Source organism: Rhodococcus sp. ARP2 (assembly GCF_001029585.1).
Classification (GTDB): domain Bacteria; phylum Actinomycetota; class Actinomycetes; order Mycobacteriales; family Mycobacteriaceae; genus Rhodococcus_F; species Rhodococcus_F erythropolis.
Window position 1 is genome coordinate 43,420 of the sequence record NZ_LEKE01000111.1, and the last position, 14,458, is coordinate 57,877.

At 61.9% G+C, this 14,458-nt stretch carries 13 protein-coding genes and 1 pseudogene; 4 read left to right on the forward strand and 10 right to left on the reverse strand.

Translation table 11 applies throughout. The features are described from left to right. Window positions 1–51: 51 nt before the first annotated feature. From ABX74_RS27260 to ABX74_RS27300, 9 genes are all read right to left on the reverse strand, one after another. A complete protein-coding gene (locus tag ABX74_RS27260) occupies window positions 52–1,467 on the reverse strand; it encodes an FAD-dependent oxidoreductase (RefSeq protein WP_047890140.1) in 1,416 nt (471 codons plus the stop codon). 46 nt (window positions 1,468–1,513) lie between these two features. Next, window positions 1,514–2,293, reverse strand: a complete 780-nt coding sequence (gene nagB / locus ABX74_RS27265; RefSeq protein ID WP_047890141.1) for a glucosamine-6-phosphate deaminase — start codon at window positions 2,291–2,293, stop codon at window positions 1,514–1,516. Then, a complete protein-coding gene (murQ, locus tag ABX74_RS27270; protein WP_020968668.1) occupies window positions 2,294–3,211 on the reverse strand; it encodes an N-acetylmuramic acid 6-phosphate etherase in 918 nt (305 codons plus the stop codon). Between the two features lie 71 nt (window positions 3,212–3,282). After that, the gene (locus ABX74_RS27275; protein WP_042950990.1) at window positions 3,283–4,158 is read right to left on the reverse strand and encodes a MurR/RpiR family transcriptional regulator; all 876 of its coding nucleotides are present in this window, start codon (window positions 4,156–4,158) and stop codon (window positions 3,283–3,285) included. Continuing rightward, window positions 4,155–5,348 (reverse strand): anhydro-N-acetylmuramic acid kinase, encoded by a 1,194-nt coding sequence (locus ABX74_RS27280; protein WP_020906499.1) that lies wholly within the window; start codon window positions 5,346–5,348, stop codon window positions 4,155–4,157. Before ABX74_RS27280 ends, ABX74_RS27275 begins: the two co-directional genes overlap by 4 nt. 46 nt (window positions 5,349–5,394) lie before the next feature. Then, on the reverse strand, window positions 5,395–6,723 hold the full coding sequence (locus ABX74_RS27285) for an MFS transporter (RefSeq protein WP_047890142.1): 1,329 nt from the start codon (window positions 6,721–6,723) through the stop codon (window positions 5,395–5,397). Window positions 6,724–6,827: 104 nt separating this feature from the next. Continuing rightward, window positions 6,828–7,808 (reverse strand): linear amide C-N hydrolase, encoded by a 981-nt coding sequence (locus tag ABX74_RS27290; RefSeq protein WP_047890143.1) that lies wholly within the window; start codon window positions 7,806–7,808, stop codon window positions 6,828–6,830. A 17-nt stretch (window positions 7,809–7,825) separates the two neighbouring features. Continuing rightward, window positions 7,826–9,733 carry an alkyl/aryl-sulfatase gene (locus ABX74_RS27295; protein WP_020968666.1) on the reverse strand — a complete coding sequence of 636 codons (1,908 nt, stop codon included), beginning with the start codon at window positions 9,731–9,733 and terminating at the stop codon, window positions 7,826–7,828. 96 nt (window positions 9,734–9,829) lie between these two features. Then, the gene (locus ABX74_RS27300; RefSeq protein ID WP_047890152.1) at window positions 9,830–11,236 is read right to left on the reverse strand and encodes an MFS transporter; all 1,407 of its coding nucleotides are present in this window, start codon (window positions 11,234–11,236) and stop codon (window positions 9,830–9,832) included. 110 nt (window positions 11,237–11,346) lie between these two features. On the opposite strand from ABX74_RS27300, the gene ABX74_RS27305 reads away from it, so the two are divergent. Next, window positions 11,347–11,949: a helix-turn-helix domain-containing protein gene (locus ABX74_RS27305; RefSeq protein ID WP_019747537.1), complete on the forward strand. Its 603-nt coding sequence runs from the start codon at window positions 11,347–11,349 to the stop codon at window positions 11,947–11,949. Here ABX74_RS27305 and ABX74_RS27310 read toward each other — a convergent pair. Next, window positions 11,946–12,725, reverse strand: coding sequence for an IclR family transcriptional regulator (locus ABX74_RS27310; RefSeq protein ID WP_047890144.1), 780 nt, complete (start codon window positions 12,723–12,725; stop codon window positions 11,946–11,948). The two genes, ABX74_RS27305 and ABX74_RS27310, sit on opposite strands and share 4 nt — an antisense overlap. Window positions 12,726–12,892: 167 nt before the next feature. Between ABX74_RS27310 and ABX74_RS27315 the strand changes: the two genes are divergently transcribed. The 3 genes and pseudogenes from ABX74_RS27315 to ABX74_RS30095 all read left to right on the forward strand — a co-directional run. Next, entirely contained in the window at window positions 12,893–13,660 is a 768-nt protein-coding gene (locus ABX74_RS27315; RefSeq protein ID WP_153211317.1) for a CoA transferase subunit A, read from the forward strand. After that, window positions 13,657–14,319 carry a 3-oxoacid CoA-transferase subunit B gene (locus ABX74_RS27320; protein WP_020906493.1) on the forward strand — a complete coding sequence of 221 codons (663 nt, stop codon included), beginning with the start codon at window positions 13,657–13,659 and terminating at the stop codon, window positions 14,317–14,319. Before ABX74_RS27315 ends, ABX74_RS27320 begins: the two co-directional genes overlap by 4 nt. Then, window positions 14,316–14,458, forward strand: a pseudogene (locus tag ABX74_RS30095) (acetyl-CoA C-acyltransferase); the annotation flags it as partial. The gene ABX74_RS27320 and the pseudogene ABX74_RS30095, both read left to right, overlap by 4 nt.

Below are 14,458 nucleotides of genomic sequence, written 5' to 3' on the forward strand. Positions count from 1 at the left end.
GAGGCGACTCATTTCAGCGTAACCCCGGCGGTACCTCTGACCCCAGCGAATCTATTCGGCGTGAACTGCCGACTTCGTGCCGATACGAACGAGTTCTTCGCGGTCACCGATCTTGACGCGTGGACGTCCGTGCTCGACACCGAGGTCCTTTTCGGCGGCATCGATACGAAGCCATCCTTCCCAATCGACGGGAAACAGATCGCCGGCCGCGAGGACCTCCTCGATCCGGCTGCGATCTGCTCGGCGCCCGCCGAACGAATCAAGTTGGCGCAGCATCGTTTCGACTGTTTGGCGGGCGTCTGGCCGCGCCGCACCGATCAGCCCCGCGGCACCGCGCTTCATCCAACCGGTCACGAACAAGCCCGCGATCGGTAGACCGCTCTCGTCGACCACCGCGCCGCTCCGGTGCGAAACTATGCCGCGCCCGTGATCGAAGGGCACCCCGGCAAGTGGCGTGCCGAGGAATCCGATTGCCCGGTACGCAGCTTGAACCGGATAGTCGGTACAGACACCCGAAGCGGTGACGTGACCGTAGCCGTCGGGGTCAGTCCGCTCGACGCGGAGTGCCTCGACTTTCCCGTTACCGAGAATCTCCACGGGCTGTCGGTAGAAGTGCAGGTGAACTCGACGCTGGGCAGTTCGGTCGGCAGGTGCAGTGTCCGCGAAACCACGGAGTGTCTCGACTGCCAGTCGGGCGTGCACCAACTGTTTTGTCATCCGCTCGATATGCCGGTCCGGCGCGACATCGGCAGCATCGACGACAACATCTACGCCGGGTAGTTCACCGAGAGCGCGCAACTCGTTCGGGGAGAATCGAGCGTCGGCGGGTCCGCGCCGGACAAAGATGTGTACTTCACGAACGCGACTGCCGGCGATCCCTTCCCGAACTTCGTCGGAGACGTCCGTGGCCTGCAGCGATTGCGCCTCTACGAGGAGCATCCGCGTGACATCGAGCGCGACATTGCCGCCGCCGATCACTGCCACCGACTCGGCGTGCAGGGGCCAATGTTGGGGGGCGTCGGGGTGATCGTTGTACCAACCGACAAAATCGGCGGCCCCGAATGAACCGGGAAGCTCGACGCCTGGAATGTCGAGTAGTGCATCCCGCGGCGCACCGGTTGCAATGATCACCGCGTCGTAGGAAGAACGTAGGTCCTCGACGGAAAGGTCCTTTCCGATCTCTACGTTGCAGAACAGCCGGAAGTCACTGGCGACCAGCACGGTGTGCAGAGAATCGACGAACTTTTCGGACTCGGCGTGCCCTGGGGCGAGACCGTAGCGCACGAGTCCGTACGGCGTCGGTAGACGCTCGAACATGTCTATCTTGGTGCCAGGAGCCAGTTCAGCGAGAGCGCCGGCAGCGTGGATTCCCGCCGGCCCCGCTCCGACGATCGCGACCCTGAGCGGTGGTGAGAAAATCCGGGGCGCCGCCGGCGGGGATACCGCTGAACCTCTAGCGTTGATCATGCCCCGAGGCTAGGACCTCAACTGCGCTGGAGATCAAGTCCGCTTTTCAAAAACCCTGCTCGGCCGGCTTGTGCTCGGTTGTGTAGCGGTAGAAGTCCGCTAGTTGGAGTTCACCGGCCGCTGCCTCGTCTACGACGACTGTCACGTGCGGATGCAACTGAAGTACCGATGCCGGGCAGAACGCCGACACCGGACCTTCAATCGCAGCCCGGACCGCGGGGGCTTTGCGCGCCCCCTCCGCAATCAGCACAAGATGCTTTGCATCACTGATGGTTCCGAGACCCTGCGTGATCACGTGATGCGGCACATCGGCTGGGTCTGCGAAGAACCGTGCGTTGTCGGCGCGGGTCCTCTCGGTCAAGGTCTTCACTCGGGTACGCGATGTGAGTGAGGAGGACGGCTCGTTGAAGCCGATGTGCCCGTTGAGACCGATGCCGAGAATCTGCACGTCGATGGGACCGTTGTCGACGATGGCAGCGTCGTAACGCCGTGCAGCTTCACTGGGATCCGCGGCTCCCCCATCGGGGCTGAACACTCGCGCATTGTCGATGTCGAGGTGATCGACGAGTTCCGTGCGGATGGTGTGCGCGTAGGACTGCGGCTGATCGGGCGTGAGACCTACGTACTCGTCGAGAAGATACGCGCTCATCGCCGCGAACGACACTCCCGATTCTCGATGCCGCTTGATCAGCTCCCGATACGTGTGCAGCGGTGACGATCCCGTCGCGAGGCCGAGCGTCCGCGCTCCTTTTTCGATTGCGCCGCAAACAATGTCGGCAGCGATTCGCCCGCCGTCTTCCGGACTGGGAACTATGACGATTTCCATTCAGGCTTCCTCTCTGCTCTTGCCGGCTCCGACGATGGCCTCGCGTACGGAACCCGAAGCGCGATCCAACAATTCGGTTGCTTCGGCGAAGTCGCATTCGGCCAACAACATGACGACCGCTGCCTTCACATGACCGTCGGCATTCTCGATGGTCTCCGAAGCGATCTCGGTATCCACTCCGGTGGCTGCCGCGACGATCCGGTTTGCACGATCGACCAGTTTGGCGTTGGTAGGCCGAAGATCGACCATCAGGTTGTGAAACGCCTTGCCGGAACGGACCATGCTTGCCGTCGAAAGCATGTTGCACACCATCTTCTGTGCAGTCCCGGCCTTGAGCCTCGTCGATCCGGTGAGGATCTCGGGGCCGGTCTCCACTTCGATGGCCACTCCGGCGTGCGAACTCATTGCCGCATTTCGGTTGCACGAGACTGCCACGGTTGCGGCGCCGAGTGCGCGGGCATGATCAAGTCCCCCGATGACGTAGGGAGTACGACCACTCGCCGCCAGACCCACCACGACGTCCGTGGCGTTCAACGAGATTGCGTCGAGGTCGGCCCCAGCCGCTCGCGGATCGTCCTCTGCTCCCTCGACGGCGTTCAGAAACGCTCCCGGGCCACCGGCGATGATTCCGATCACCTCGCCTGGATCGGTCCCGAAAGTCGGAGGGCATTCCACCGCGTCGAGCACTCCCAGACGCCCACTGGTCCCAGCTCCCAGGTAGATCAGCCGACCACCTTGTGCCCGAGCGGTGACGATCGAATCGACTGCGGCTTCGATGGCCGGTAACACCGCCGCGACCGCGTCGGCCACGATTGCGTCCTGCTGGTTCATCACCGTCAGCAGATCCGACACCGACATGACGTCGAGATCGCGGGTGAGAGGGTTCGGTCTCTCGGTAGACAGCATGTCCAATTGCATTGTGGCGAGTCCTCCTCGATCAAATTTCACTACGACGACTCCTCGTCAGTAATCACAGCGACGACTCCTCGTCAGTGACGCTTCGAAGCAATGGCATCATGACTTCGTTGCAGCGCAGACAGGGCGCTCGGCAGCGAGTGCGCGACCATCGCAAAAATTGTGTCGACTACCAACAGCTGGCCGGTGCGGCTTGCCATTGCTGCCGACCGGAAACCGAATTCTCTACCGGCAGTGAGTAGAACGTGGTGTGACTGCACAGCGAGCGTCGACCGCGCCCCGCCGGTGATCGCGGCCGTCGACGCCCCGGTACGACGGGCAAGGGCAAGCGGTTCGACCACATCAGAAGTCTCGCCGGAATGCGAGATTCCCACTGCTATGTCGTCCGGTCCGAGCAAACTGGCGCTGACCATCGCCGCGTCTCGGTCGAGATGAACCCGGCAGTTGACGTCGATACGCGAGAGCTTCAACGTGAGGTCTTGCGCGACGATGCCTGACGCGCCGATGCCGTACACCTCGACCCGGCGGGCGGATCGAATCCGCGACACCACTTCTTCGAGTGCAACAGGGTCAGTCAATTGTGCTGTGCCCTTGAGTTGTTCGGATTCGAACTCGGCGAGTTTGGCCATGACTTCACTGGCAGAGTCGGCGGCAACGATGTCCACACCGAGTGGAATCGAATCACTTGACGCGGAACCGCTGATGGCCGCCAATGCCAGACGAAGCTGGGGATACCCCTCGAATCCGAGCCTTTTGGCTGTGCGGACCACTGTCGCCGTGCTTGTCGACGCTCGTTCGGCAAGATCGTTGACCGTCAGTGTGGACGCCAGGCTGGGGTCGGCTTCGATGATTTCGGCGATCCGCAGCTCGGCAGGTGAGAGGCTGCTCAGTGATGCGCGAATACGAGCAAGCAGGTCGACGGACGCCGGAGCACTCCGGTCCAAAGTCATAACGCCTCGATTCGCATCGTTTTCGGAGCTGACGGCACCGATGTGATTCTAGGCAGGCCACGGCTTCCTGGCGTCAAAGATCCGAGCACACTGGCGTGACGCGCACCGGTGCACGAAGCAATACTGCCGGGCAATCCGTGTGCGGTGAGGAAGCCGAGAACCGCGAAAGCCAATGCTTCCTTGATGTCGGAGGTGACTCCGAGTTCGTCCGAAGAGACAAGCGCGATGTCGCCCAGTTCGTCACGGAGCATCGCCATCAACGTCGGGTTCTTGGTGCCACCACCTGACACCACCACTTCGGTGGCCGCGAGTGCTTTGACGGAATCGGCGACGGTCCGGGCCGTAAGTGCAGTCAGAGTCGCGACGATGTCTGCCAGAGACAACGACTCGTAGCCCCGCAGAGCGGCGAGCAGATAGTCCCGATGAAACAATTCTTTGCCCGTGCTCTTGGGAGCGGGCTGCGTGTAATACGGTTCGCTCAGTAGATGTGCGAGCAGATCGACGTTCGGCGTGCCGGCTGCACCCAGAGCGCCACCGAGGTCGAACCACTGCTCCCCCGCAGTGAATTCGCTTACCGCCGCGTCGATCAGCGCATTTGCCGGGCCGGTGTCGAAGGCAATCGGTACTGCGGGACCATCTGCCGTCGTACCGCCGCCACCCGGAGCAGTGACGTTCGCGATGCCACCGAGATTGAGCGCGACGGAACCCGAAGTTCTTCCGTTGAGCCACAATACGTCGAACGCGCTGACCAATGGTGCACCCTGACCACCCGTCGCCACGTCGCGAGAGCGCAGGTCCGACACGACGGTGCATCCGGTCTTCTCGGCTATCCAGGCCGGCTGCCCGAGTTGGAGAGTGCCCTTTACTTGCGCTCCTTCGACCCAGTGGAACATCGTCTGCCCATGTGAGGAGATCAATTCCGCACTGCCGCCACACAGTTCCGCGTTCGCCCGCGCAGCCACGGCCGCGAATGCCTGCCCGATCTCGGTGTCGAGTTGGCAGATCTGACCGACAGTGGTGGACGCAGGCGGTACCGCAGCGGCCACCGCTGCCCGCAACTCACCGGAATATGGTTCGCTGACCATCCCCAGTGGGGTCAGCACAAGAGTGTCCCCGTCGATCCGGATATCTGCTGCGGCAGCATCGATAGCGTCGTACGAAGTACCGGACATCAGGCCGATGACTCTCATGAAATTTCCCTTACTCGGATCGTTTCGGCATTCGGGCAAGCTGCGGTCAGTCGACGAGTGCCCGCTTGTGGGCATTTCCTCGCAAGGTACTCAAAGCGATCGCGCTGACGGCGCACGTTGCCATCACGAAGTAGGCCGGAATATCGAGATTGGAAGTTTCCTTGATCAGCCACGTGATTATCAGACCGGCGCAGCCCGAAAAGACCGCGTTGGACAGGGAGTATGCGAGTCCCAATCCGGTGTACCGGACCGAGGTGGGGAACATCTCGGAGAGCATGGCGGGTCCGGGTCCGGCGACAAGTCCCACTGCGGCGCCGGCGGCAAACACTGCAAATCCCTTGGCGGTCAGAGACGTCTGCTCATTCTGCAGGACGTTGAGCAGCGGCAACGCAGGGACCAAGATCAAAACGGTGCCGGTGAGCATGACCGCGCGTCTCCCGATGCGATCACTGAGCCCGCCCGCAAGCGGAATCGTCACTGCGAAGCCGGCATTGGCAAGTACCGAAGCAACCAGTGCCTGATGGAATGTCGCGTTGAGTGAACTCTGAAGATAAGTCGGCATCACGACGAGGAACGTGTAACCCGCCGCAGACCAACCCATCAACCGACCGATGCCGAGCAGGATCGCCCTGGCGGTCTCGCCGACGGTCGGCTGCACTACCGGCGTCGCATCAACTGTCGGTTCGGACTGGACTGCGCGGGCACGCTCGAACGACGGCGTTTCTTCGAGTCGGAGCCTGAGCCACAGGGCGACCAGGCCCATCGGAAGTGCAAGGAGGAACGGGATGCGCCAGCCCCAGTCGTTGAGCTGACCGGAGTCGAGAACTGTCGCGAGGAGCGCCGCGATTCCGGCACCGGCGAGCAATCCGAGCGCGACCGTGAACGATTGCCACGACCCGTACAGTCCGCGTCGTCCCGGGGGCGCAAACTCGGTCATCACCGACACCGCGCCGCCGAACTCGCCTCCGGCCGACAGTCCCTGAAGGATCCGAAGAACCGTCAAGAGCAGCGGTGCCAGAATTCCGACGCTCTCGTAGGTGGGGAGCACACCGATCAGGGTCGTCGCACCCGACATCAGCAGAAGAACGATCACCAAGGTGGGGCGTCGGCCGATGCGGTCACCGAGTCGGCCGAACAGCGCGGCCCCCACTGGGCGGAAGAAGAAGGCCAGCGCAAACGACGCGTAGGTCTTGATCAGGCTTTCGAGGTCGCCGGAGCCGTCGGCGCTGAAGAAGTTCGACGCGATGATCGTCGCGAAGAACCCGTACACACCGAACTCGTACCACTCGATGAAATTTCCGACGGAGCCGGCGACGAGCCCCCTGCGCCGTTTGAGCTGCGCACCATCGTTCCGTGTCTGCACTGTGATGCCCATGCCGTCCTCCGTTGACGAAACCCGAATATGCAACAAAGTTTCATCTGAACGGAGTAGAAATGTCAAGAAGTTTCACAATTGGGTTTTCGTGGGTCCCCGAATCCCTACGCTCCTGCGAACGTGAATGCCTCCGCCCGTTCGAACTGGTCGGTGGAGTCTCCGGAGTAGACCGTGCTCTCGTTCGGGCCCAGCCCGAGCTTGCGGACGGGCGTCCCCTCCCCGAGATCCATCGACGCCACATCCACCCAGAACGTATTCGGGGTCATCGCGGACTCGAAGAAATAGAGCGCGCGTTTGTGATCGACCACCGTACGCCAGCGGGTCGACGAGATGTTGGGCTCGTCTGGAGTCGAAATACCCAGCGGCACCGAGACATTGCGAATGACACTGAACGTCGACGCCAACGCGGACCGCGGATCGTCCGTCTGCGGTATCGCATCCACGTAGAACGACGCGCGGGCGAATCTGTCAGCGGCACGGTTCGTTCCGGGCAGCATCACAGTCCCGTTGATCTGCTTCCAGTACTCGTTGACCGCGAGTTGCTGATCGAAGATCGGAGAATTTGTCATCACCTGGTACTCACGGCTGTGATGAATAGTCGCGCGTCCACCGACGTATTCGATGATCGCACTGTCTCCCCTGGCGTCCGAGAGTGACATGTGAAGGGTAGCGAGACGGTCTTCACCGGGAACAGCAGCAGTCACGACGGTGAACGGTTCCGCTGCCAAGACCTCGACTGCTTCCTGAACTGTCGCAAAACAATCCAGAACATACTGCGCCCACGCTGCGATGGACAGACCCGGAGTCGAGCCGTCGTATGCCGGGTACTCGGACTCGACCAACCACAAGAGATTTGCAGACAGTCCTGCCTCGTTGACCCCATCGGTTGTGCACATGTCGTAGGCCGTTGCGACAACACTTCCGTATTTCGACGTCCACTGAATCGAGTTCAAACCCGCGCAACCCTCGCGCGTCATGCCCCGCGGAAATGCCCAGAGATTGGTTCCGAGATCGACCTTCCAATCCATCGATCGAGCAGTGATCACAGTGTCGTTGGGCCCCAAGTAGACCAAGCGTGTACACATCGAAAACTATCCCTTCCTCACGGCGTGACGATATTGAAACTGGGATCGAAGGTATCCAGCAGCCCTCCCAATGTCTCCAGCGCCGATTCGTCTCCGGTGAGCGAAATCTTCCCGGCTTTGGCAAGTTCCGCAGCCGCGCCCGGTTGCAGAAGTGCGCCGATCAGTGCAGCTTTCGGCCCGGACACCGTCAGTTGCGTGTTCGACGCCGCTCCCCGGCGGGCATTGAGGACGCCGCGCCTGACCCAGGCCGTCCAGGTCTCGTCGTCGTGATCGGTGAACACGAAATCGATGTGGAGGTCGACGTCAGTTGCCTTGTCTCCGATGAGATGCACTGCTACGAAGTCGAACAAGATATCGATGGGCATCGCGAGGACGCTGTCTTCGCTCGCAGTGATGTACGGCGGGGGTTGCGAGCCCTCACGCAATTCCAACGCTGCCGAAAGGTAGATACCTCGCCACTGAGGTCCCTCGGCTTGATACCCCATCTGCTCGTAGACGTCAGCCTGAAGGTTCTTCGCCTCGGTGTTCTCCGGTTGAGCGAACACCAACTTGTGCAGGATCTCTGCCGCCCACCGGTAGTCTGCGGCGTCGAATGCTCGCTTACCCTCATCCAGGATCTTCTGCGCGCCAAGGAGATCGACGAACCTCTTCGCCGACTCGACCGGTGGATGTGGATGAAGCGTCACCGGATCGCCGTCCCACATTCCCAGCTCCTTGGTGTACACGGCACGCACGTCATGATGCAGAGTTCCGTGGTAACCGCGGTTGTGCCACTTGCGGCCGAGTTCCTCGGGTAGCTCGATCACCTCGGCAGCTTCGAGCGGCGTGTATCCCTTGTTCGCCAGCCGGAGCGCCTGGTCGTGAATGTATTTGTAGGTATCCCTTTGTGATTCGATGAAGCCAACGAGGTTCTCGTTGCCCCACACCGGCCATGTGTGCGGTCCGTAGTGAACCGCCGCGTCGTCGCCCCACCGTTCCAAAGTCTCGTCCAGGTATCGCGCGAAATTACGGGCATCGCGGGTACGCGCACCGCGCAGGGTCTGGATGTTGTGGAGTGAATGATTTGCGTTCTCCGCACACGTCAGTGCGGCGAGTTCGGGGATCCAGATGTGCATCTCCTCCGGAGCCTCGGTATCGGGTGCATAGAGGAATTCGAACTCCAGACCCGCAATTTCTCGCTTCGTTCCGGTTTCGGTGATGCCGTCGGTGGGGGAAATATACGAGATCTGAGGGCCTTTGGTGCTGAGCACGCCGATCCCGCACGAGACCGCCCCTTTCGGACCGAGGTCGAGCAATCCGCCGAAGGCATAGAACGACCGCCTCGCCATGGCATTGCCGGCGACCACATTCTCGCCGATTGCGAACTTGTCGAACGATGCGATCGTGCCCGGCGCGATGATCGGCACCTTTCCCGATGCAACGTCCTCGACGTCGATAATGCCTTTGACTCCGCCGTAGTGGTCGATATGGGTGTGCGTGTAGATGATCGCTGCAACCGGCTTGTCGCTGATGTGCTCGCGAATCATCTTCATGCCCTGGCGCGCTGATTCGACTCCCGCCATGCAGTCGATGATGATCAGGCCTTCGTCACCCTCGACGACCGTCAGGTTTGCGATGTCGTTGTTTCTCACCTGGTAGAGGCGATCCGTCACCTGGTAGAGCCCACCCCGGCGAATTACCTGACTCTGGCGCCACAAACTGGGATTGACGGTGTCCGGCGCCGGAACGTCGTCACCGATGTACGCCAATGCCTCGGGGTCGAAGACCACATGCCCGTCGTCGCCGAGAACATTGCCAGGCAACGGTGCGATCAAGCCACGATCCGCGTCGACAAAATCTTGCCGGTCATCCATGGCGTACCGCGTGACCGCTTCGCGGTTCACCGCCACGGTGGCCGGTGTTGCGTCCTTAGGTGTCTGGCACATGGCTCTCCCCGCTCGGATACGACGATCAGATACCCCATAATCTCTATCCGGCGGCAGCGGCGTTGGAATCACCCGCGCAGGGTGAACTCACGCTCCTCACCCCTTCGTCTTCTCGGAACCTCCCGACGCCAGGGCGATGACAAGAACCACGAGCCCACAGGCGACAACAAGGATCCAACCCGCTCTCGATGCCTCGGCGATGTCTGATTGTGCGCTGCCGGCGATCATGCCGCCGGCCAGCGCCACACCGAGAGCAGCGCCGAACTGCCTTGCACTGGAGGTGATCCCGCCGGCAAGGCCTGCCTGCGATCTCGGTAGTCCGTTGACGGCGGTGTTGGTGATCGGAGCATTCGAGAAACCGAAGCCGATACCGAGGAACAGGTACGCGACGAGCAACGTCGAAGTGCCTGTGCTGTTGTCGAGAGAGACCAGGCACAGTCCGCCGAGCGCGGTGAAGCTTCCGGCGATCAGCAACGGCAATCGTGCACCGAAGCGCCCGACGAGAATCCCCGACAACGGCGCACAGATGGTTGCCGCGACTGCCATCGGTAGTGTCATCGCGCCCGCGGCGGCGGGAGTCATTTCACGCGCCTGTTGAAGGTAGAAGGTGCCCAGAAGCAGCGTCGCGTTGAGAGCCACGAACACCACGATCGCGCCGAGGACTGCCGCGGTGAACGGCCGGTGCCGAAACAGCGAGGGGTCCATGAGCGGCTCGCTCTTTCTCGATTCGACGCGGACGAACGCTGCCAGCGCGGCAGCGACGGCGACGTAACCCGCGATTGCACCGGAGGCCAGCCACCCGATTCGTGGGCCTTCGATGAGCAGAGCCACGGATCCGCCCACGACGACCATCAGAAGCACCTGCCCCGGTAAGTCGAGACGTCGAGGTTGTTCAGCCCGGGACTGCGGTACGAACACCGCGGTCAGCATGAGAACGACTGCGATGACGGGCACATTGATCCAGAAAACGGATCTCCAGCCGAAGCTCTCGATGAGGACTCCGCCGACTATCGGTCCTGCTGCCATGCTCAGACCGAAGACCGCAGCCCACACGCCGATCGCCTTGGCTCGCTCCTTCGGGTCGGTCATCACGTTGACGACGATCGCCAGGGCCACCGGACTGAGCATCGACCCACCGACTCCCTGCGCGATCCTCGCCGCAATCAGAACTCCCACCGACGGGGCCAGCGCGCAGACGATCGACGCCACCCCGAAAACGACCAGTCCGATCTGGAAGATCCGCCTTCTACCGAACCTGTCGGCCAGGGCGCCGGACGAGATCAGCAAGCTCGCCAAGACGAGTGTGTACGCGTTGACGATCCATTCGAGACCAACGGTTCCGACGCCGAATCCCTCCCCGATCGCGGGGAGAGCGACGTTGACGATGGTCGTGTCCAACCCGACGACGAACAAGCTCGTGCAGCAGATGGCCAGAATGCCCCACCGGCGGCGTGCGTCAAGTCCGATCACTTGCGGTTCGTCGATCCCGCTCGAAGGTTTCATCTCGGACTCCATCTCTCGAAGTGTTCTGCCGTGCTCGCCAGTCGAAAGGATCGTCGCAACCCGGCCTGCAAAGCCGGTAAGAAATTTGCAGAAACTGCAAAGATGAGGGCATGGACGCCGAACTCGAGCAGTTGCTTACCGATATCGGGCCGAGACTGCGCACACTTCGTCGGGATCGCGATTTGACCCTCGAGGCCCTGTCCGACGCCACCGGCATCTCCGTCAGCGCACTGTCGCGACTCGAATCGGGTAAGCGTCGTCCCACCCTCGATCTGCTGTTACCGCTCGCGCGTGCTCACCGGGTCGCGCTGGACCAACTCGTCGGCGCTCCCGCCACGGGCGATCCTCGGGTCCATCTCACCCCGAGCCGACGCAAGAACGGCAGTGCCGTCGTTCCGTTGACGCGATATCCGGGCCGGGTGCAGGTGTTCAAACAGGTGATCGGTCCACGTCCACCGAAGCTCGTCACCCACGCCGGCTACGAATGGCTCTACGTGCTCGCTGGGGATCTGCGTCTCATTCTGGGTACGAACGAGGTTGTCCTGCACCCCGGTGAAGTCGCGGAGTTCGACACCGCCGAGCCCCATTGGTTCGGGCCCGCCGATGAACAGGTCGTGGAGATCTTGCATCTGTTCGGCCCGCAGGGCGAAAAGGCGCACGTACGCACGAAGGCAAAAACTACTACTGCGCACGAACCGGTACCCGAAAGTTAGATCACTGCATGCGTTTTCAGTCGGTTCGACAGCGTATGAGCGTACTCGAGAAGTAGCGTTCCCAACTCGGCATGACGCGCGGGCCGAAAGCGGGTTTCCACTCCGGTCAGACTCAGCGCCCAGTCCGGGCGCCCGTTGCGGTCGAACACCGCGGCACCCATCCCCCAGCTTCCCTCGACGATGAGGGCTGGATTGACGGCATAGCCGGTGACACGCGTCGACTCGATTCGCTCGCGGATTGATGCCTCACTGTGGATCTCACCCCATTCCGACTCCAGATTCACTCGGGCGAAATAGTCGTCGACGTCCCGCGTCGGTAGGTGACTCAAGATGGCAAGCCCCGCCGACGCGACCCCCAACGGGAATCGCTTCCCCTCGTGCAGCACGTGAGATCGCAGCGGAAAACTGCCTTCCTGACTCAAGATGCAGACGGTCTCGTCGCCGCGACGTGCTGAGAGGAATGCACTCTCCCCCGTGACCCGGGCGAGGTCGTCGACGATGTCGCGAGCGCGGTCGGTGATGTCGTACCGATTTCCGGCCGCGGCGCCCAGGAGGTACAACTCCGGGCCGAGAGACCACCGACCGGTTCGTGCGTCACGGTCGACCAGTCCTTCGGCAGCCAAAGACGTGAGCAGTCGGTGCGCGGTGGGCCGAGCGAGGCCGGTGACCTTGCCCAATTCCGTGGTGGAAATGCCCGTTGGCTCAGAGGCGCCGAGGGCTCGCAGAAGTGCCGCCACCCGCGCGACCATGGCCGGTGATTGCTCGTGAGTAGACATGAGTTCATCCTAGCGTCCATTCAGTGAACGAATTTTCTTCAGATGGTCAGCAGTCGATCAGTTCTGTCTTGATATTCAAGATCCCTTGAACCTGTGAACTGGAGATAGTTCACTGGATAGCGAAGTGAGTGAGTGTCTACTCAATGAACGCTTGGCAGGGAGAAAACATGACAGCAAAGGTGTACGAGTCCGCGGCGGACGCGGTCGCCGACATCGTCGACGGAGCAACGCTGGCCGTCGGCGGATTCGGTTTGTGCGGCATCCCCGACGTATTGATCGACGCGATCGCAGCAACGAGTGCAACCGACCTCGAGGTGTTCTCCAACAACTGCGGCGTCGACGATCACGGTCTCGGAATCTTGCTGAGCGCCGGACGTATCCGACGGGTGACCGCGTCGTACGTCGGTGAGAACAAGGAGTTCGCCCGGCAGTACCTGGCCGGCGAACTCGAAGTGGAACTGACGCCGCAGGGCACGCTCGCCGAGCGTCTGCGCGCCGGCGGAACCGGAATCCCCGCATTCTTCACACCGGCCGGAGTGGGTAGCCCCATCTCCGACGGCGGAATGCCCTGGCGCTACGACGCCGACGGCTCGATCGCTATTGCATCGCCTCCGAAGGAGACTCGCGTCTTCGGAACCAAGCGTTACGTGATGGAAGAGGCGATCAACGCCGACTACGCACTCGTGCACGCTGTTCTCGGTGACACCGACGGCAACCTCGTGTTCGACAAGACCGCGATGAACTTCAACCCGCTCGCCGCGATGGCGGGACGGGTCACCATTGCTCAGGTGGAACGTCTGGTCGAGCCCGGTGAAATCGACCCGGCATCGGTACACCTGCCCGGAGTCTTCGTGCAGAGAATTGTGCACACCGGCCCTCAGAACAAGCGAATCGAAAAGCGAACCGTCAGCGCTTCGGAAGGAACCTCACGATGACCGCACCAGTGACAGTGACGGGTTGGACGCGCCAGCAGATGGCAGCGCGGGCGGCTGCAGAGATGATCGACGGCGAGTACGTCAATCTCGGAATCGGTCTTCCCACACTGATTCCCGGATACCTGGGCTCGGACGTTCGTGTGGTCCTGCACTCGGAGAACGGAATTCTCGGTACCGGACCGTATCCCACCGAGGACAACGTCGATCCTGACCTCATCAACGCCGGCAAGGAGACCGTGACCGTCAATCCCGGTGCGGCATATTTTGATTCGGCCCTCTCGTTCGGGATGATCCGCGGCGGCCACATCGACACCGCCGTTCTCGGCGGCATGCAGGTGTCGAAGACGGGTGACCTCGCAAACTGGATGGTCCCCGGCAAGATGGTCAAGGGAATGGGCGGCGCAATGGACCTCGTCCACGGTGCCCGGCGTGTCATCGTCGTCATGGAGCACAACGACCGCGACGGCAACCCCAAGATCGTCGACGCATGCACCCTGCCCCTGACCGGCCAGGGCGTGGTGAATCGGATCATCACCAACCTAGCCGTCATCGATGTGAGCGACGAAGGCCCACTCGTCCTGCGTGAACTGGCCCCCGATGTCAGCGTCGAAGACGTTGTTGCCGCGACCGGCACCGAACTGAAAGTTGAACTGGCATGACCGACACGACCACTGTGATTGTTGCGGGAGCTCGTACCCCGATGGGTCGACTCCTCGGATCGTTGAAAGACCTCTCCGGGTCCGACCTCGGCGGCATCGCCATCAAAGGCGCCCTCGACAAGTCCGGAGTCGCCCCCGA

Coding starts and splice junctions, on each gene's coding strand:
- ABX74_RS27290 (WP_047890143.1), bottom strand. CDS start 7,808: ATGTGTACACGCTTGGTCTACTTGGGGCCCAACGACACTGTGATCACT.
- ABX74_RS27260 (WP_047890140.1), bottom strand. CDS start 1,467: ATGATCAACGCTAGAGGTTCAGCGGTATCCCCGCCGGCGGCGCCCCGG.
- ABX74_RS27305 (WP_019747537.1), top strand. CDS start 11,347: ATGGACGCCGAACTCGAGCAGTTGCTTACCGATATCGGGCCGAGACTG.
- ABX74_RS27280 (WP_020906499.1), bottom strand. CDS start 5,348: ATGAGAGTCATCGGCCTGATGTCCGGTACTTCGTACGACGCTATCGAT.
- ABX74_RS27320 (WP_020906493.1), top strand. CDS start 13,657: ATGACCGCACCAGTGACAGTGACGGGTTGGACGCGCCAGCAGATGGCA.
- nagB (WP_047890141.1), bottom strand. CDS start 2,293: ATGGAAATCGTCATAGTTCCCAGTCCGGAAGACGGCGGGCGAATCGCT.
- ABX74_RS27310 (WP_047890144.1), bottom strand. CDS start 12,725: ATGTCTACTCACGAGCAATCACCGGCCATGGTCGCGCGGGTGGCGGCA.
- ABX74_RS27300 (WP_047890152.1), bottom strand. CDS start 11,236: ATGAAACCTTCGAGCGGGATCGACGAACCGCAAGTGATCGGACTTGAC.
- ABX74_RS27315 (WP_153211317.1), top strand. CDS start 12,893: ATGACAGCAAAGGTGTACGAGTCCGCGGCGGACGCGGTCGCCGACATC.
- ABX74_RS27285 (WP_047890142.1), bottom strand. CDS start 6,723: ATGGGCATCACAGTGCAGACACGGAACGATGGTGCGCAGCTCAAACGG.
- murQ (WP_020968668.1), bottom strand. CDS start 3,211: ATGCAATTGGACATGCTGTCTACCGAGAGACCGAACCCTCTCACCCGC.
- ABX74_RS27295 (WP_020968666.1), bottom strand. CDS start 9,733: ATGTGCCAGACACCTAAGGACGCAACACCGGCCACCGTGGCGGTGAAC.
- ABX74_RS27275 (WP_042950990.1), bottom strand. CDS start 4,158: ATGACTTTGGACCGGAGTGCTCCGGCGTCCGTCGACCTGCTTGCTCGT.